General features: G+C 67.8%; 19 protein-coding genes and 1 pseudogene. 18 read left to right on the top strand and 2 right to left on the bottom strand.

Features of this window, described 5'->3' with window-relative positions:
* The first annotated feature begins 112 nt into the window (after positions 1–112).
* Together FJX73_11845 and FJX73_11850 are read left to right on the top strand one after the other, a co-directional pair.
* Complete coding sequence (locus FJX73_11845) at positions 113–904, top strand: class I SAM-dependent methyltransferase (protein MBM3471465.1); 792 nt, start codon at positions 113–115, stop codon at positions 902–904.
* Between the two features lie 22 nt (positions 905–926).
* Positions 927–1,379, top strand: a complete 453-nt coding sequence (locus tag FJX73_11850; protein ID MBM3471466.1) for a prepilin-type N-terminal cleavage/methylation domain-containing protein — start codon at positions 927–929, stop codon at positions 1,377–1,379.
* A gap of 191 nt (positions 1,380–1,570) precedes the next feature.
* Here FJX73_11850 and FJX73_11855 read toward each other — a convergent pair whose 3' ends face one another.
* Entirely contained in the window at positions 1,571–1,819 is a 249-nt protein-coding gene (locus FJX73_11855) for a hypothetical protein (GenBank protein MBM3471467.1), read from the bottom strand.
* Between the two features lie 369 nt (positions 1,820–2,188).
* Between FJX73_11855 and FJX73_11860 the strand changes: the two are divergent.
* The 7 genes and pseudogenes from FJX73_11860 to FJX73_11890 all read left to right on the top strand — a co-directional run bounded on the left by FJX73_11860 (position 2,189) and on the right by FJX73_11890 (position 8,477).
* Positions 2,189–2,356: pseudogene (locus tag FJX73_11860) on the top strand (AAA family ATPase).
* 195 nt (positions 2,357–2,551) lie between these two features.
* On the top strand, positions 2,552–4,522 hold the full coding sequence (locus FJX73_11865; protein MBM3471468.1) for a hypothetical protein: 1,971 nt from the start codon (positions 2,552–2,554) through the stop codon (positions 4,520–4,522).
* The gene (locus FJX73_11870) at positions 4,519–5,067 is read left to right on the top strand and encodes a hypothetical protein (GenBank protein ID MBM3471469.1); all 549 of its coding nucleotides are present in this window, start codon (positions 4,519–4,521) and stop codon (positions 5,065–5,067) included. Before FJX73_11865 ends, FJX73_11870 begins: the two co-directional genes overlap by 4 nt.
* Before the next feature lie 110 nt (positions 5,068–5,177).
* Positions 5,178–6,281 carry a type IV pilus assembly protein PilM gene (gene pilM, locus FJX73_11875; GenBank protein ID MBM3471470.1) on the top strand — a complete coding sequence of 368 codons (1,104 nt, stop codon included), beginning with the start codon at positions 5,178–5,180 and terminating at the stop codon, positions 6,279–6,281.
* Positions 6,278–6,838 carry a PilN domain-containing protein gene (locus FJX73_11880; GenBank protein ID MBM3471471.1) on the top strand — a complete coding sequence of 187 codons (561 nt, stop codon included), beginning with the start codon at positions 6,278–6,280 and terminating at the stop codon, positions 6,836–6,838. The genes pilM and FJX73_11880 overlap by 4 nt, the downstream gene beginning before the upstream one ends.
* Positions 6,835–7,452: a type II secretion system protein M gene (locus FJX73_11885; protein ID MBM3471472.1), complete on the top strand. Its 618-nt coding sequence runs from the start codon at positions 6,835–6,837 to the stop codon at positions 7,450–7,452. Before FJX73_11880 ends, FJX73_11885 begins: the two co-directional genes overlap by 4 nt.
* A 26-nt stretch (positions 7,453–7,478) precedes the next feature.
* Complete coding sequence (locus FJX73_11890) at positions 7,479–8,477, top strand: GGDEF domain-containing protein (protein ID MBM3471473.1); 999 nt, start codon at positions 7,479–7,481, stop codon at positions 8,475–8,477.
* A gap of 8 nt (positions 8,478–8,485) precedes the next feature.
* On the opposite strand, the gene FJX73_11895 is transcribed toward FJX73_11890, so the two are convergent.
* Complete coding sequence (locus FJX73_11895; protein MBM3471474.1) at positions 8,486–9,184, bottom strand: hypothetical protein; 699 nt, start codon at positions 9,182–9,184, stop codon at positions 8,486–8,488.
* 245 nt (positions 9,185–9,429) lie between these two features.
* Here FJX73_11895 and FJX73_11900 point away from each other — a divergent pair, with 245 nt between their 5' ends.
* The 9 genes from FJX73_11900 (at position 9,430) to FJX73_11940 (ending at position 17,578) form a co-directional block, all read left to right on the top strand.
* The gene (locus FJX73_11900; protein ID MBM3471475.1) at positions 9,430–10,092 is read left to right on the top strand and encodes a prepilin peptidase; all 663 of its coding nucleotides are present in this window, start codon (positions 9,430–9,432) and stop codon (positions 10,090–10,092) included.
* A gap of 183 nt (positions 10,093–10,275) precedes the next feature.
* Positions 10,276–10,935: a hypothetical protein gene (locus tag FJX73_11905; protein MBM3471476.1), complete on the top strand. Its 660-nt coding sequence runs from the start codon at positions 10,276–10,278 to the stop codon at positions 10,933–10,935.
* On the top strand, positions 10,901–12,613 hold the full coding sequence (locus FJX73_11910) for an AMIN domain-containing protein (GenBank protein MBM3471477.1): 1,713 nt from the start codon (positions 10,901–10,903) through the stop codon (positions 12,611–12,613). The genes FJX73_11905 and FJX73_11910 overlap by 35 nt, the downstream gene beginning before the upstream one ends.
* Positions 12,614–12,619: 6 nt before the next feature.
* Positions 12,620–13,066 (top strand): tetratricopeptide repeat protein, encoded by a 447-nt coding sequence (locus FJX73_11915; GenBank protein MBM3471478.1) that lies wholly within the window; start codon positions 12,620–12,622, stop codon positions 13,064–13,066.
* Between the two features lie 558 nt (positions 13,067–13,624).
* Positions 13,625–14,731: an aminopeptidase P family protein gene (locus tag FJX73_11920; GenBank protein MBM3471479.1), complete on the top strand. Its 1,107-nt coding sequence runs from the start codon at positions 13,625–13,627 to the stop codon at positions 14,729–14,731.
* Positions 14,728–15,288, top strand: a complete 561-nt coding sequence (efp, locus tag FJX73_11925) for an elongation factor P (GenBank protein ID MBM3471480.1) — start codon at positions 14,728–14,730, stop codon at positions 15,286–15,288. Before FJX73_11920 ends, efp begins: the two co-directional genes overlap by 4 nt.
* 143 nt (positions 15,289–15,431) lie before the next feature.
* Entirely contained in the window at positions 15,432–15,836 is a 405-nt protein-coding gene (gene nusB / locus FJX73_11930; GenBank protein ID MBM3471481.1) for a transcription antitermination factor NusB, read from the top strand.
* A 79-nt stretch (positions 15,837–15,915) separates the two neighbouring features.
* Positions 15,916–16,767 carry a polyprenyl synthetase family protein gene (locus FJX73_11935; protein ID MBM3471482.1) on the top strand — a complete coding sequence of 284 codons (852 nt, stop codon included), beginning with the start codon at positions 15,916–15,918 and terminating at the stop codon, positions 16,765–16,767.
* Positions 16,768–16,783: 16 nt separating this feature from the next.
* Positions 16,784–17,578 (top strand): TlyA family RNA methyltransferase, encoded by a 795-nt coding sequence (locus tag FJX73_11940; protein MBM3471483.1) that lies wholly within the window; start codon positions 16,784–16,786, stop codon positions 17,576–17,578.
* Positions 17,579–17,645: the final 67 nt, after the last annotated feature.

The raw sequence follows: 17,645 nt of genomic DNA on the forward strand, positions 1-17,645 counted from the left end.
ATCGCTGAGGGCGTCGCCCATCCTCTTCTAGCTCCTTCCACCCCCCGTGATCGCCTCTGAGGTCAAGCTCTTTCCCCTTACCCACGTGCCAGCAGGCACGCCATGGGTTCCAATGTCTGAACTGCAGGTCCTGTCTACGCGACCGGGTTTCTGGGCACGAGTAAGGTGTATGCTTCGCGAGGACGCTCTTGAGCCGGGCATCTGTGCGGCCGCGGGGGGCCGTGTAGCGGATCTGCCGGTCTTTGACGAGAGCACGTTCGACCGCGACTACTTCACAAGTGTATCGAACTACGCCGGCCGCTACGATCGGTCCAACCCGCCCCACAAGATCGCCGGATACCTGCGAGAGATCCGTCGGCTCCGTCCGGCCGGGTCGCTGCTGGACGTCGGGCCTGCCTTCGGCCGGTTCCTTGAGGCGGCTCAGGAGCACTACGAGTGCGAGGGCGTGGACATCTCGGCCTATGCCACGCGCCTGGCACGCGAGCGACTGCCCGGTGTGCCTATTCAGCAGTGCGCACTACAGGCATTCCTGCCCGGTCGGACCTACGACATCGTGACCTGCTTCGACGTGCTGGAGCATATTCCTGACCTCGACGCCGCGCTGAACCGACTGCGCGGCCTGGTGGCCCCCGCCGGTCTGCTGGCTCTCGCGGTCCCGGTGTACGACTCGCCGGCCGGATGGGTATGTGGCCTTGTTGACCATGACCCGACCCATATCCACCGGCTGGGCCGGCTTGAGTGGATCCGAAGGCTCAAACAGGCCGGTCTGGAGCCGATAGTCTTTAAGGGGATTCTCCGTGTCCCCCTGCCCGGGCTCTTCCTGCACGCCATGAGCCCGGCGCTCCGATGGTGCTCCTCGGCCATCTTCGTGATTTGCGCCCAGGGAGGCCTAGATACTAGATAGGGGAAGCTATTGGGTGGTTGCCATGCGCAGGCGCGAACGCGGCTTCACGCTCATAGAAGTGATCGTCGCCCTGACGATCCTGGCCGTGTCAATCCTGCTCATCACACGTGCGTTCCTCATTCTGATCCAGGTGACGAACCAGGGCGGCAACAAGACCGTGGCGAGCGCCCTCGCGGTTCGGGTGCTGGAGGAGATCAGGTCCCGGCCTGAGTCGCAGAGCTCCTCGGCAGGGTGGACCGCCAACTTCGATGCCATCGCGTCGCAGTCACTGACGAACTTCGGGGCGCCGTACGGCAACTACGCCTTCGAGGTGCTGGTGAACCAGGTAGATCTGAGTACTCCCCAGCCCGATTGGCTCAGCGACTACAGCCACTCGAACGCGGTCAAGTGGGTGACGGTCAGAGTGGATTCCCGAGGCCGGACCCTGGCCCAGGTGAGTTCGGCCGTCGTGCGGGACATGTACAGGCGGCCGTAGGAGCAGATGGTGAGCAGCCGGATCCGAGCAGCGCTTCGCCGCCTGGCCCAGTTCCCGCGGGACGTGCGCGGCCTCTCGTTGCTGGAGATCCTTGTGGCGCTGGGCGTCCTGGTAGTCGCGCTGGTGGCCATCTACGGCCTGGTGGTCAACGCGGTGCGCTCGTTCGGGATGGGAGAGGACTTCCTGGACGTTCAGCAGAACGCGCGAGTGGCCCTCGACAAGTTCGCCGAGGAGGCGCGGTGGACGACGCGCCTGGTGAGCGACACGGACTTCTTCGCCAGATCGCCGGCTGCCCCGGAGCCACCGGCGTGCGTGGGTGGCCTGTGCCCAGGCAGCGTGAACCTGGAGATCCCGAGGGGCAATCCGGTGATCCCCGACTGCTCGTACTTCGTCAGGTTCTCGCGCGACCCGGCAGGCAGTACCTTCACACGGCTCGTCAAGCCCGACCCCAACCTGCTCACGAACCCCAACTACGGTACCGGGCAGTGCATCGCCACCGTTCAGCAGGACCTGGCATCTCTCGTTACCGGGTTGGTGTTAGACTACTGCAACGCCGCGGAAACCTGCACGCCTCCTTACGATGCGGTGACGCGGGCCGAAGTCGTCCGCATGACCGGCGAGATCACGGTGGCCAAGGTGAGCGCGGGCGTGCAGCAGCAGCGCACGATCGGCACGGATGTGCTCCTGCGCAACGTGGGGGCCGTGGCCCCGCCGATCGCTTCGACACCGAGCCCGACCTCGCCGCCCAGGCCGACGATCCCGCGGACCTTCGCCGCGCCGACGGCGACCGTGACGGCCACGGCTACGGTGACGCCGACCCTACCCGGACGGCCACCCGGACCGCTACGGTGACGCTAACCGCTACCGTGACGGCCACCCGGACCGCTACGGTGACGCTGACCGCTACCGTGACGGCCACCCGGACCGCGACCGTGGCACCGACCGCGACCGTGACGCCGACCCCGACCGCCACCGCTACACGAATACACGAACCGCGACCGTGACGCCGACCGCTACCCGGACGGCCACCCGGACCGCTACCGTGACGCCGACCGCCACTCGGACGGCTACCCGGACCGCGACGGCCACGCGCACGGCTACCCGGACGGCCACGCCCACCGAGACCTTCAATAGATAGCGCCGGAGGATGGGACTGACTGGGAGATGACGCGATGAGCAGGATGCGCCGGGTTCAGAGGGCCGAAGGAGGAATCGCCCTCATCACCGTGATGATGGCGATCTTCATCCTGACCATAGTGGTGGCCGCGATGGCGATCGCCACGATGGGCGAGAGCGTGCTCTCGTTCGACCAGCTGCGCGGCCAGCAGGCGCTGGCTGTGGCCGAGGCCGGCGCCTACCGGGCTCTGGCCGAGCTGCGCCACCGGCTGGCGGTAGACCTGGACCTGCAGATCCGGCAGCCGTCGGTCGGCAGGAACGAGGTCCGGAACATCTGCCGCTCCAAAGACTCCGCTCCGCCCGATCCCAACCTGGAGCCGGTGGACATCCTGGCGAACTATGCCTTCCCGATCGAGCTGGCGAGCAGCGACTGGGAGCGGCCCGACCGGGCGACCGCGGCCCTGCGGATCGGCACGCAGTCGGCGCGGATCACGCTGACCGATAGGGCGTCGGGCGATGCCCTGGGCGATTTCTACGCCACGATCGCGGTCCGCCCTTCAGGCCGCCAGTCCACCTGCCAGATTGACCCCAACAACCCCGAGCAGCTCGTCATGTGGTTCGACTACGCGATCATGTCGGTCGGCCGCGCCGGCAACGCGACGCGCACGGTCTGCCTGCGCAGCCCGCACGCCGACCGGTGCACGAACTGGTTTCCGGCGGTGAGCGCCGGCTGGCAGGGCAGCTACGTGTTGAGCGGCGGGACCAGCTACGGGTGGCCGGTGTTGATCGAGGATGCCTCGTACGCCCAGTGGGCGTTGATGCTCCTGGACGTCGCCAACGTCTGGCTGTACACGGGCACGCAGATCTACGGCCCTGTGCACTCCAACAACCAGATCCGGATCGCGCAGAACCCTGAGCTGCACGACGCGGTGACGCAGTTCAGCCCCGACATGCGCTTCCTCAACTGCGGATCACCGGTCAACATCACCATTCCCGCGACGAATCCCAATGCCGCACTGCGCACGGCCTGCGACAACACCACCGGGACCGTGTTCCGCAGCACCGTCAAGAAGACCGATACCACCATTGACCTGCCCACAAACGCAAACCCATCGCGCACATCGGTCGGCATGACGCCGAGCGGCCCGAACGCCAACGACAACCAGGTACGCACGGCCACCAGCGATGACGAATACTTCGGCATGCCGCCGGGCCCGCTGCGGGACGGGCTCTACGTCATGGACTCGTGCGGCTCCGCGGCCTGCGGAGGCGTCTACGTGCGGGGCGACATCACGCAGATGGTACTGTCCAGCGAGGGCGGGATGCAGGTGATCCGACTCGCGGTGCCGAGCGATCCCAATCCGTTGCGGCGCAACCTGAAGATCGAGATCCACCCTGTGAGCAGGGCCGTTGTCCTGTACTGGGACTACCGCGGCGGGGACACCTGGGCGCAGTCGCGGGCCTACGGGAGCGGGATCTTCAACGGTCTCTTCTACACGAGCGGCTCGATCACGCAAGGAGGCCTGTACGGCACCGTGAACAGGGACATGCGGCTCACGGTCGCAGCCGAAGGCGAGATCCGCGTCACCCACCACCTGGTCTATGAGGCTCCGCCGGCCGGTCCCGGGCACAACCCGACCAACGTACTGGGCCTCTACTCGGTCACCGGCGACGTCACAATCACCGGGGCCGCGACGCCGGACAACCTGTACGTGGACGCCGTGGTGATGGCGCCCTACGGCAGGTTCTGGGTGGAGGGGTTCGACACGTTGCCGGACAAAGGGAGCATCTACTCCCTGGGAGGGACGATACAGGGGACCTTCGGCGCCTTCGGCCGCTTCAGCCCGATCTCCGGATACGGGCGTGTGATGACCTACGACTGGCGGCTGCGCTCCAACGTGGCGCCGCCTTTCTTCCCGCTGACGGACATCTACACCGCGGTGCGCTGGCCAAGCCCTGCGCTGGTGTTCGCCGGCGGCGATCCGCTCTACGATCGGCCGCACTGGGAGGAGATGGTCGGGCAGTGAGCGACCGCGCCGGGCGGAGTGCGGCGGGCGGGGGTGGGCTTTCCCTCGTTGAGGTCGTCGTGACGCTCGCGATTGCCGGGCTCGCGCTCGCCCTGGTGTTCGGCGGGATGAGCATGACCACGAACCGGCGGCTCGTCGGGACCGCACGAAAAATGCTCTCGGACATGCGCATGATCGAGCAGCGGGCCAGAACAGAGCGGAACTGCTACCGGTTCGTCTTTGACCCGGGCGGCGAGACATACAGCATCTACCGCTACGAGGGAGCCGTGACCCCGGCGCCCGCGGGCGGGGGCAACCAGTGCACCAACGATCTGGCCTGGTCGGCTACACCTGTGGTCAGGGAGGACGCGGACGACACCGTCTCGCGGCGCATGCCGGCCCGCGTGGACCTGGCCCGAACCTCGTTCGTCTCGGATACAATGACCATCAGCCCGATGGGCAACAACAACGCCGGGGGCGCCTGCCTGCGGACGCCCAGCGGTCAAGAACGCTGGATCCGCGCCGAAGTGATGGGGCGGGCCGAGATACTGGACGCCTGCCCGTAGGCGTCCGCCCTGCGTTGAGCAGGGTTTTGGCCGCGGAGGCCGAACTGAAAGTAAGATAGGTCACGCGTGGGACCCGGCGCCGGTCCGGCCGGTCACGCAGCGCGAGGAGGGTGGGCGAGACGCCGATGGGCTTCCTTTCTTCGACCCCGCAGACGCACGTGGGCATTGACATCGGCAGCGACGCGCTCAAGGTCGTTGAGCTCGCCGGTTCCTACCGCACGGGATTCCGCCTGATACGGATCGGCTCCGCGCCCGGCCCGCCGGCCGCCATGCACGACGGTGTGCCGGTGGCTCCAGAGGAACTGGGCAGCCACCTCAGGGCGCTGCTGGACCGCACCGGGATCAAGACGGACAGGGTGATCATGGCGGTGGGCGGGCAGGCCGTCACGGTCCGCGAGGTACGCGTGCCGCCCATGACCAAGGCAGAGCTGGGCGCGGCGGTCCGCTACGAGGCCGAGCGCTACCTCCCGTACAACATCAAGGAAGTCTACATGGACTACCAGGTGCTGGGAGAGGCCACCGAGGACGGCCGCAAGATGCTGGACGTGATCGTGGTGGCGGCCCGGCAGGACGTCGTGGACAAGATCGTCGCCGTGGCCGACGCGGCCAGGTTGCAGATCCGCGTCCTCGACGTTGAGTCGTTTGCCCTCCTGCGGTCCGCCGTGGGACCCTCGGCGGCCGAGACGCAGACCATTGCCATCGTGGACTTCGGCTCCGAGGCCTCCGACATCTTGATAACCGAAGGGCCGCGCCTGCGGTTCACCCGGAACATCCCGATCGGCGGAGCGGTCTTGCTCAATGCCGTCCGGGAGGCGATGGACGTGGACGAGGCGACCGCGCGGAGCCTGGTGGAGGAGAAGGGAGAGGTCCTGGAGGAGGGCGCGGCCGTTGACCACACGGCGGAGCGCCTCTACGACGTGGTCGCGCCCCACATCGGCGACCTGGTCACCGAGATCCGGCGCTCGCTGGACTACTACCAGACCCGATCCCGTTCGGTTGTGGTAAACCAGATCCTGCTGGCCGGCGGGCTGGCCCGGCTCCGGAACCTCGATCGCACGATCGCATCGGAACTCGGCCTGGCCACCTCGGTGGTTTCGCCGTTCGCGCACCTCAAGGTGAACCCCGAGACGCACCCGGCCGATCGGCTCGCCGCCGTCGGGCCCACAATGGCCGTCGCCGTAGGACTCGCCATGCGGGGAGGTGATGTCAGTTGATCCGCATCAACCTGCTGCCGCGCGTACCCCGTCGCCGACTGCCAGGACGGCGGTTTCTCGAGATCGGTCTGCCCGTGGCAGTGGCCGTGGTGCTGGTCGTGGCCGCGGTCTGGATGAACCAGCGCAACGCCGGGGTGGCGGCGGATGTGGCCTCGGCCAACAGGGAGATCGCCGAGCTCCAGCCGCAGGTGGATCACGTGCTCGAGCTCGACCGGCGGATCAAGGCGATGCGCGAGAAGGAAGCGGTCATAGTGGACCTGCTGAAGCAGCAGCTCCCGGCCGCCTCAATCCTGAACGAGTTTCGGCTCCTGATTCCCAAGGATGCCTGGGTGACCTCGCTGAGCGTGCCCGAGCCCTCCTCTCTCAACATCGAAGGGATGGCCATGACCTACTACGCCGTGGCGCAGTTGATGGACAACCTGGGCACCGGGCGGCTCTTCCGCGAGGTGGACCTTACGGTTGTTCAGCTCGAGCGAATTGGGACCAGGGATGTCGTGCGGTTCCAGGTGACCGCACGCATTGACCGGCCCCAGGCAACCGGAGGTGACCGCCCGTGAGAGGTCTGAGCCCGCGCGAGCGGATGATGCTGGTCCTCGTCCTGGTGGCCGCCATGGTCACGGTCTTCTACCTGTTTGTCTACACTCCGGCGGCGGCGCGCCATGCCAGCCTGCTCAAAGAGAGGGATGCCCGCCGCACCGAGGTAGAGCGGCTGAAGACCCTGGTCCAGACCCGCGAGGCCAAGGAGCGCGAGTACAACGCCCTGGCCGAGCGCATCCGTCTGATCGAGGCCAAGCTGCCGCCCGAGCGCGAGATTCCGCGCCTGATCCGCCAGCTCCAGGGCGTGGCGTCTGAACTGGGAATCAAGCTAGCTCTCCTGCGACCTGGGGCGACCCAGGCCGGACCGGCCGGTGAACCCGCGGGCGCCGCACCCGCGCCCGGGAAGAAGCCTGCCGCCCCGGCGGCACCGCCTCGCTACCAGCTCTTCCGGCTGGACCTGGCGTTTGACGGCACCTACGCCGACCTGATGGCCTACCTGGGCCGGCTGGAGGACTTCCCCAGGTTCATAGTGATGACGCAGGTAGCCCTCAGCCCTGGGGAGCTGCCTCGGCTCAAAGTTACCCTGGCGGCCAACACGTTCATCCTCCGCCGGGAGGTCGGAGCACAGCCGTAGGAGCCGCGCCGTTGGAGGCTTCCACGGTGGCGCGGCACCTGTCCAGCCTGCTCGACAGCGAGCAGGACCGCATTGCCGTCGCATGGGCCTCGGCGCTCTCCCGCATGCGTCCGTCGGCCTACGTCTGCCGGCCCCTGGAGGAGTTGCGCCGGTTGGGCCGTGCCTACCTGGCCGAGCTGGTCGCCTATCTTGACTCAGATGATCCCGTCCGGCTGCGCGAGTTCGTGCACCGGGAGGCCGCCTTGCGCTTCAGCATGGGCTTCGGCGCCGCGGAGGTGGTCCAGGGGTTTGTGGTCTTTCGCGAGATCACCCGGGAGCTGTGCGAGCAGCTCGTGGCCGGCGGTGAGGACCGGCTCGTTCTATTCCGGAGTCTGACCGAGGCCACCGATTTCACGGTCGTGGAGTTCGTCACGTTCTTCAACCACCTGTCCGAGGAGCGGACCGCGGCCCAGCAGAAGGAGATGCAGAACCTGCAACGAGCGCTCGTGGACGAGGCGGTGCAGGACGAGGTGACCGACTTCTTCACCGGCCGGTACTTTGACGAGCACCTGGCAGTAGAGGTGAAGAGGGCGGCCAGGTATCACAGGGCGTTCTCACTGGTCGTGCTGGACATTGACGACTTCGCCGGGCTGCGCGATCGCTACGGCGCCGTGGGAGCCGACGCGACGCTGAGATCGGCCGCTGACGCGCTTCGGGCGCTGACCCGCGACGTGGACATCAAGGCGCGAACGGATGAGGCCGAGTTCAGCATAGCGATGCCGGAGACGCCGCTGGAGCCGGCCACCGCGGTGGCCGAGCGCCTTCGGCTGGCGGTGGGCAAGCTACCCGTGCCACAGGATGCCCCGGTGGCCGACTGGCGGTCGCTGAGCGCGTCGGTCGGCGTAGGCAGTCACCCGGAGCACGGCAGCACCGCCCGAGAACTGCTACTGTCCGTGCGGCAGGCCCGCGACCGGGCCCGGATGCTCGGGGGCGACGTTACACTGCGTGCCGAGAGTCCGGCACAGCAAGGGGCCAGGGTGCACTGACTCGGGTCCTAGAGCCGCGTCCGGAGCTGCTCCTGGAGCATCCGGGAGGCCTCGTTCTGGGTCAGCCACGTCCCGGTCTGATGGTACACAACGTATCGGAGGAAGCCTGCCACGGACATGTATTGGGTCTCGGGAGAGAACGGCTTGAGGTTCTCAACGCGCGGCAGAGAGGCGAGGGCCATGTCTATCTGCGCGGGCGGGGCGGCCAGGGCCGGGGCCGCGGCCGGTTGGGCGGCGGCGGTGCGCGGCGGGTACACTATGATGACCGAAACCACCACGCCGTCCAGGCCAAAGGCGATGCCGTGCTGGTCGTAGGCGATCCCCAGCAGGCCTTCCACCACGGCGTCCGTGAACTGCTGTCCATAGACTCGCCGCACCTCGGCCACATTGGATCCCAGAGCGATGCCTTCGGCGGTGCGCAACAGGCTGTTGGTAGTGGAGATCGCGCGGACCGCGCCGTCCGCGGAGTACATGTTGAGCCCGTAGCGCGGGAACGTATAGAGAGCGCCATCGCGGAGGGTCCGCATCTCGGCCGGCTGGCCAAGGCGGCCGAGGGTCGCCGACACGGTGCGTCCCAGCGCCACACCGGCGATGCTCTGCCCTGGCACGATGAGCACCGGCGGCGGCGTCGCCGGCTGCTGCGCAACGACCGGCAGGGCCAGTCCGAGGATGACAGCGGTCACGATCATCCACGCTCGACGAGCCATCGCGTGTGCCCCCCATCCCGAGGCCGCAGCGCCGTCAGGGCGCGGCAGCGGTTTTCCCAATCATTCTCCCATTCGGCGCTGCGTCACGGATTCCTGCCCGGCTGCCTCCCGCGCCCCATGGGCGGCGGAGCGCGCGCGTGAGTGCCGGCGGTCTCGGCGCCGGAGGCGTGGGCGGCGTCGAGATCACCGTGGTGGCCGCCTTTGGGGCCATTCTCGGGAGCTTCGCCAACGTGTTGATCCACAGGATGCCTCGGGATGTCTCAATCGTCTACCCGGGGTCGCGGTGTCCCCACTGCCAGGCACCGATCCGTGCAAAGGACAACGTGCCGGTCCTCAGTTACCTGCTGCTGCGCGGCCGCTGCCGGTCCTGCGGTGGCAGGATCTCCGCGCGGTACCCTCTCGTCGAACTCCTCATGGCCATCCTGACGGTGGCGGTTTGGAGCGCCTTCACCGGCCCTCTACCACGGCTGGCAGGCCTGGGGTTCGCGTTCCTGATGGTAGTGATCACGTTCATTGACCTGGACCATCAACTCATTCTCAACCGCATTACCTATCCGGGCATAGCCGCGGGCCTGCTGCTCTCGGCCGCCCAAGACAGGGCGGTGCCCGCGCTACTGGCTGCCTCCGGCGCTGGTGCGCTCATAGCCGCGATCGTCGTCCTGAGCCGGGGCGGGATGGGAGGCGGCGACATCAAGCTGGCAGCACTCATCGGCGCGTTCCTCGGATGGCCGGGCGTGGCGGTTGCCCTCTTCACGGGTTTCATGGCCGGGGGGGTAGTGGGTATCGGGCTGCTAGCGCTGCGCCTGCGGGGGCGCAAGGATGCCATACCGTTCGGGCCGTGGCTTGCGGTCGGGGCGCTGGTAGCCCTGTTCTGGGGGGATGCGATTGCGGCCTGGTACTGGCCGTAGGCCGCCGGAGTGGAGCCCGGCGGAGGTCGTGCAGGAGCCATGGCGGAGGATTGCAGGAATTCCTCAGGTCTATCGAGCAAGAGTTTAGGGCACTCTGTTGAAGAATGGGTTGTTTGAGGGCGAGGGGAGCCTGCCGGGGCTCTGGGGTACACTCTCAGACTCAGACATAGCATGGAGGGCCTCATGCGCAGGGTGATTGAGTACCTTCGCGCGCATCCAGTAATCGCGGTCGCGCTCGCGGTAGGTGTTGTGGGCGGCCTCGTCCTGGCTCTGACCGCGCCTCCGCCTCCGCCGACGACAACCGAGGTCATGCCCGCGGCGCCTGTTGCCGTGGCAACCCCGGCCCCGCCTCAGGTTGCGCAGCCGGTACCGACGCCTACACCGGCCCCAGTGCCTACGCCATCGCCGCGCGTGGTGGCCGGGCCCGTGGACGCCGGTCGGCCGGATCCATTTGCACCTCTGGTGCGCGCGGAAACGGGCGCGGGGGTGGAGAGGCCTGGCCCTGTGCCCCCTCCGGCACCGCTACCGCCTCCCCTGTTTCCAGGCCAGACGCCGCTGCAGCCCGGAGCCACGCCGACCCCGGCACCGCCGCCCAAGGAGGCCAGCACCGCAGAGCTCGTGGGCATACTCGGCGACGGCGCGGGCACGGCCATCATCAAGGTCGGCGACAAGACCTACATAGTGTCCAGGGGCGATGTTATCCTGGACAAGATCCGGGTCACGGCAGTTGATATCGCCAAGCGGTTGGTCATCCTTGAGCAGGACGGGGAGCGCTTTGAACTCAAGATGGGAGGAGTGAGCCACAGGCATGTCGCCGCGACAGCACCGTCGAGCATCTCCTAGGATCCTTACGGGGCTTGCCATCGTCCTGGCGCTCGCACTTGTTCCATCCGTGCCCGCGGCGCCACAGGCACCTCCCGTGCGCATCACTCAGGTGACGGCCAAGGTGTTCGGCGACACGGTGCAGCTTGCCGTCGTGGGCACCGGCGCGCTGACCTACCGGACGCTGCAACTCTCCTCGCCGCCCCGGCTGGTGATTGATCTGCCGGGCGCAGTGCTCGACAAGGCCGTGCCGCCGATTCTCGACGTTGACCGCGGCGCGGTCGCGCGCGTTCGGACCGGCCAGTTTCAGGAGCGGCCGCCCGTGACCCGTATCGCCGTGGATCTGACCGCCGCCGTGTCCTTTTCGCTGGCAACCAGCAGCCCTGGCGTGCTGGTAGCGAAGTTCTCCGGAGCCCGTGCCGTTGCTTCAGCGGCAGCCCCCGGCGTGCTGCGACCGGCAGCTCCGGCGGCAGCACCAGCGCCGGTGGCGCAGGCGCCTCCTCCGCCACCACCACCTGTTGTGCCAGCACCGGCACCCGCTGCGCCGCCCGCGGTTCCGGGCGCGCCCGTGGCAGCGCCAGGGCGGATTACGCTCGAGTTCCGCAACACCGAGCTGGCCGACGTGCTGACCGCGCTTGCAAAAGTGTGCGACACCAACATCGTGACCGATGCCTCGGTGAAGGGGCAGGTAACCGTCCGCCTCGTTGACCTGACCTGCGAGGAGTCCCTGCGCTTCATCCTGGAAGCCAACAACCTGGGCTTCCGCCGGATCGGCCGGAACCTGATAATCATGGCCGCGGAGAAGCTCGCGCCGCCGCCTGAAGCACCCGAGGTAATCACCTACCCTGTAGGGTTCGGGACGGCCGAGGATGTGGCCAAGGCCGTGGGCGCAGCCATCAAGGGGATCCTGGTTACTTTCGACGCCCGCTCCAACGCGGTGATCGTGGTCGGCACGGTGGCCCAGCACGAGGAGGTCCGCAAGGTCCTCGCCGGCCTCGACATTCAGCTGTCGCAGGTAATGATCGAAACGCGGGTCGTGGATGTCAGCACCTCCGATCTGCGCAACCTGGGGCTCGACTGGGGGTTGACCGGCGTACCGATAGTCCGGATCCAGGGTACTTTCCCCAATCAGATCGTCCTGGGCGTCGGCACCTTCACGATCAACGCGGCACTGGACGCGCTAGTGACCGAGCGCAAGGCGCGCGTGATAACCGCTCCGCGCATCATGGTGGTGGACGGCAACGAGGCCCAGGTCAACCTGGGCGAGGAAGTGCCCATTCCCTCGATTGACGCCAGCGGACGGCTGACCTTCACGTTCAAGCCGATAGGGGTGATCCTCAGGATCGTGCCCAAGGTCAACCGGGACGGTCTGGTGACCACCAAGGTCGAGCCCGAGGTATCCTCGGTGACAGAGTTCCTCCAGACGGCATCGGGTCCGGTTCCGCGACTGGCCACGAGGAAGGCCACGACCACCGTGACGGTACGGAGCGGGGACTCCATCATCCTGGCCGGACTGATCAGCGCAGAGGAGCGCAAGCGTGTGCTGAAGGTGCCCCTGCTCGGGGATATCCCGGTGCTGGGCGCGCTCTTCCGCGCGACGCTCACGGACCGGCGCGAGACCGAGGTCATCTTCGTGGTGACCCCGCAGATCATCCCGCCCCAGGGAGCGCCGGCCCCGGCGGTTACGCCGCGGCCCTAGCGTGACATGACGATGCGCCTGATCGCGACGGTCTTCGCAGTCATAGCGCTGCTTGTGGCAGGTGCTCCGGCCCAGGCGCAGCCGCTGCCGCCACTCGACACCTCCCGGCTGTACGCGAACGAAGCGGCGTTCTCGCGGGCGATCCAGCCATATCAGCAGGCGATCGCGGCCAACCCCCGCAACGCCCGGGCGCACTACTGGCTGGGGTTCGCCTACCTGTATGGCTACCGATTGTCGCAGATGGGCACCGCCCCGTTTGCCTCGGGGTATCTGGCCAAGGCGGTCCCGCCGCTGCAGGAGGCGATCAAGCTCGACCCCAACATGCTGGCGGCCCTTCTGGCGCTGCAGGACGCCTACTTGATGATGGGAGAGCTGGAGAAGGCCGACGACGTAACGCAGCGGTTGCTCAAGCAGACCCGGCCGGGGTGGTTTGGAGCGGCGCCCAAGCCGTAGGGAAGCCAGGCGTGGCGCAGTGCATCTGGACGGGATTCGGTCAGGAGGCGGTGATCACATCGTGAATGCGGTTTCTCTACGTGCTGCGCTTGTTGTCCTCCTTGTCGGCTTCGTGACTGGGTGTGGGTTGACGCTCGGAGGCGCCCCAATACTCTCGTCACCGGAGAACGGATCCACGATTGGATGCGCGGCATCCGGGACCTCGTACCCGTTCGCATGGGGAGCGGTGCCCAACGCCAACACGTATACCCTGGAAGTCCAGCAGAATACGCCGCCGTACACACTTGTGGCGAGCGTACAGGTTGCGGCTCCAGCGACCACCGCCAGCGTCCCAGATACGGCGCTTACGTGCGGCACCACCTACCGGTGGAGGGTCTGCGTGGTGTTCAAGGACGGGAATCCCACGCCCACGTGTAGCGGATACTGGACGTTCACGATCGCGCCGGCGCCATAGCACAGCCGGGCACGCGGGTTGGACAAGACGCGAAGGGCGGGCCAGGCGGCCCGCCCTTCGCCTGTGCTGCCGCGCGGTGATTGAAAGGGTCTCCCACCTGCGGTATGCTACGGCTTGTGTCGTCCGCTCCTGATGATCTCCACAGCGAACGTCTGAAGCGCCTGCGGGCCCGGCTCGAGTCCGCCGGCCTTGACGCGGCCGTCCTGACCAGGTCCCAGAGCGTGACCTACGTCTCGGGGTTTACCGGGTCCGCCGGCATGGCCGTCGTCTCCATGGCCGAGGCGCACCTGGTGGTGGACTTCCGGTATTACGATCAGGCCGCGGCTCAGGCGCCCGGGTTTGCCATTGAGCGGGCGCCCGGCCCGCTGTTGGATGCGGCGGCCGGGGTGCTGGGGCGGCTGGGCGCGCGTCGGGCCGGCGTTGAGGAGGAGCACCTGCCGGTCGGCTCGTTCCGGCGCCTGCAGGCGGCAGCAGATTCCATTGAGATAGTACCGGTCGAGGGGCTGGACCGGATACGCTGGCAGAAGTCGCCCGAGGAGATCGAGGCGATCCGCCAGGCGTCGCAGCTAGCAGAGGCGGCGTTCTATGAAGTGCTGCCCATGATCCGGCCCGGCGTCACCGAACACGAGGTAGCGGTTGAGCTGGAGCATCGGCTGCGCATCCGGGGCTCACAGCGGCTGCCGTTCGACCTGATTGTCGCGTCGGGGCCGCGGTCTGCGCTGCCGCACGGCGTTGCCTCGGAACGGGTCATCGGGCGCGGCGAGTTCGTGACCGTGGACTTTGGTGCCGTGGTAGACGGCTATCATTCGGACTGCACCCGCACTGTGGTGACCGGGCCGGTCTCTGACCGGCACCGCGAGATCTACGCCATCGTGCTGGCCGCGCAAAGGGCCGCGCTGGCCGGGCTGCGCCCCGGGCTCACGGGGCGCGAGGCCGACGCGCTGGGCCGATCGGTCATCGCGGCTGCGGGCTACGGCGATGCGTTCGGGCACGGCCTGGGCCACGGCGTCGGGCTGGCCGTGCACGAGGGACCCACGCTCTCGCCGCGCGAGGCGGCCGTGCTGGCGCCAGGCGCGGTGGTGACCGTGGAGCCCGGGATCTACCTGCCCGGTTGGGGCGGGGTACGCATAGAGGATCTGGTGGTGCTGACCGACGGTGGGTGCGAGAACCTCACCCGGCTTCCCAAGAACCTGCTTGAGGTGATGGCTTGATCTCGACCAACGACTTCCGTCCGGGCGTGGTCGTAACGCTGGATGGCGACCTGTACGCGATCGTGCAATCCCAACACGTCAAGCGTGGTCGCGGCAGCGCGTACGTGCGCGCCAAGGTGCGGAACCTCAAGACCGGCGCCATAACCGAGCGCACCTTCAACGCCGGCGAGCGCGTACCTCACGCGTTTCTCGAGCGGCGCGAGATGCAGTTCCTCTATCACGAAGAGGAGCAGTACGTCTTCATGGACCAGCAGTCCTACGAGCAGGTGACCCTGGGCAAGGACCTCCTTGGAGACGCTACCCTCTACCTGAAGGACAACACCGTGGTGACCGTGGTCCACTTCGAGGACCGGCCTATCGCCGTAGACCTCCCCAACTCGGTTGACCTGATGGTTGCCGAAACCGCTCCCGGGTTCCGCGGGGACACAGCGACCGGCGGATCCAAGCCGGCACGCGTGGAGACCGGGGCGATGATCCAAGTGCCGTTCTTCGTGGAGGTAGGGGACGTCGTGCGCGTGGACACGCGCACAGGGGAGTACATCGAGCGCGCGAGATAGTACCGGCGGGTTCCCCTCTGCTCCATCGGCTGATAGAATACTGTCGTGGCAGACCACCCACGGACGCAAGCCGTGCCGCAGCCCACCTACCGGTCATCCGGCCGGGGCCGCGGCCAACGGCCCCCGGCGGGTGGTCGCTTCTCATGAAGACGAGGCGGCGGTCCCGCGAAATAGCACTCCAGGTGCTGTTTCAGCATGATGTCGGCCGCCTGCCGGTGGATGAGGCGCTGGCGGTCGCACGCGGCAGCAGCACCGGGGCCGAGTGGCCCCAGGTGGAGGCGCTGTGCACGGGCACGGCCCGGCACATCGAGGAGATCGATCAGACGATCGAGCGCCACCTCTCAGACTGGACGCTGGACCGGCTGGCCAGCGCGGACCGCGTAATCCTCCGGATGGCGCTCTACGAGATCCGTTACCTGGGGACCCCTCCTGGTGTGGCCATCAGCGAGGCCGTGGAACTTGCCAAGCGGTACGGCACCGGCTCCTCCGGCAGGTTCGTCAACGGCGTGCTCGGCGCGATAGTACGCGAGGAAAGCCGTGCCGGGTGATCCTCGGGAATTGACAGATAGAGCGGCGGCCTTCCAGGCGATCCGGGGGCCGCGCATAGAGGAGGCGCTAGAGGCGGCAATGCCTCCAGCCAGCGTTCTCCCAGGCCCCCTGCACGAGGCGATGCGGTACAGTCTCTTCGCCGGGGGAAAGCGCATCCGGCCGCTGCTGGTACTGGCCTCTGCCGAGGCCGCGGGCGGGGATCCTGAGTCGGTCCTGCCCCTGGCGTGCGCCGTGGAGCTCATACACACCTACTCTCTCATTCACGACGACCTGCCATCCATGGACGACTCAACACTACGCCGCGGAAGGCCGACCTGTCATGTTGCATTCGGCGAGGCGATTGCGGTCCTGACGGGCGACGCGCTCCATGCGCTGGCCTTTGAGCTGGTCGCGAGACCCGCCGGGCTTTCCGGAGCCGCGGCCACGCTACGCGCCATCCAGGAGGTCGCGGCCGCCATAGGTACTCAGGGGATGGTGGGTGGGCAGGTGTTGGACCTGCTGGCAGAGGGCCGGCCGTCGCTGGGGCGGTTTGGGGCGTGGCCGGTGGACCGCCAGCAGGGAGTTTACCTGGTTCACCGGTGGAAGACCACGGCGCTGATACGCGCCTGCGTGCGCTCGGGCGCTATCCTGGCAGGGGCTACAGAGCGGCAGCTCTCCGACCTTACCGCGTGCGGCGAGCACCTGGGATTGGCTTTCCAGATTGTTGACGACATCCTGGACGAGACGGGCGACAGCAAGGTGCTGGGCAAGGATACCCACCGTGACGCTGCCGGCGACAAGCTCACCTTCCCGTCTGTCTTTGGCCTCGAGCGGTCGCGTGCCATCGCCCACGAGGAGACCGGTTTGGCGATAGAGGCCCTGGCCGGATGGGGGGCCTCGGCGGACGTGCTGCGAGGCCTGGCACACGCGTTGCTGGTCCGGGAGGGGTAGCGTGGGCACGGCGAGGATGCGGCTGGATCTGCTTGTGGCCTCGCGGGGGCTGGCCCCCAGCCGGCACCAGGCCGAGGCCGCCATCCGCGCCGGGGAGATCTTCGTGGAGGGGCGGCGACTCGACAAGCCCGGAACCCGGGTGGCAGAGGATGCCGAGGTGGAACGCCGGTCGCGGACGCCGGAGTTCGTGAGCCGCGGGGGCATCAAGCTGGCCGCGGCCCTGGACGCGTTTGGAATTGATCCGGCGGGCCTGGTGGTACTGGACGTGGGCGCGTCTACCGGCGGGTTCACCGACTGCGTCCTGCAGCGCGGGGCCGCGCGCGTCCATGCGGTGGATGTGGGCCGGGGGCAGCTTCACTGGCGGCTCCGGCAGGACGCCCGTGTGGCAGTCCTGGAGGGCCGCCACGCCGCGCGGCTGGAGCCGGGGGATCTGCCCGAGATGGCCGACATGGCCACCGTGGACTGCTCATTCATCTCGGCGCTGAAGGTGTTGCCGGCGGTATCGCGACTGGTGCGGCCCGGAGGGCGGATTCTGGTGCTGGTGAAGCCGCAGTTCGAGGCCGGGCCGCGCGCGGCGCCGGGCGGCGTGGTGCGCGATCCCTCTGTGCACGGGGCGGTCCTGCGCCGGTTCGCAAGCGGTGCCCGAGATCTGGGGCTTGCCGTGGAAGGCATGGTCGCATCGCCGATTCTCGGTCCGCAGGGCAACCGCGAGTTCTTCGTGGCGCTCCGCAACGATGGCCAGGGGAGCGCCGATAATCTTGAACAGGAGATCCTCGGCGCGGTCCGCAGCCCGGTAGGGGGAGGGGCCTGATGCGAATCGGAATCCTGGTCAATCGAGACCGATTTGGCGGTCATCCGAAGGCGGCTGCCCTGCTGCA

The sequence above is a fragment of the Armatimonadota bacterium genome, assembly GCA_016869025.1.
GTDB lineage: Bacteria > Sysuimicrobiota > Sysuimicrobiia > Sysuimicrobiales > Humicultoraceae > VGFA01.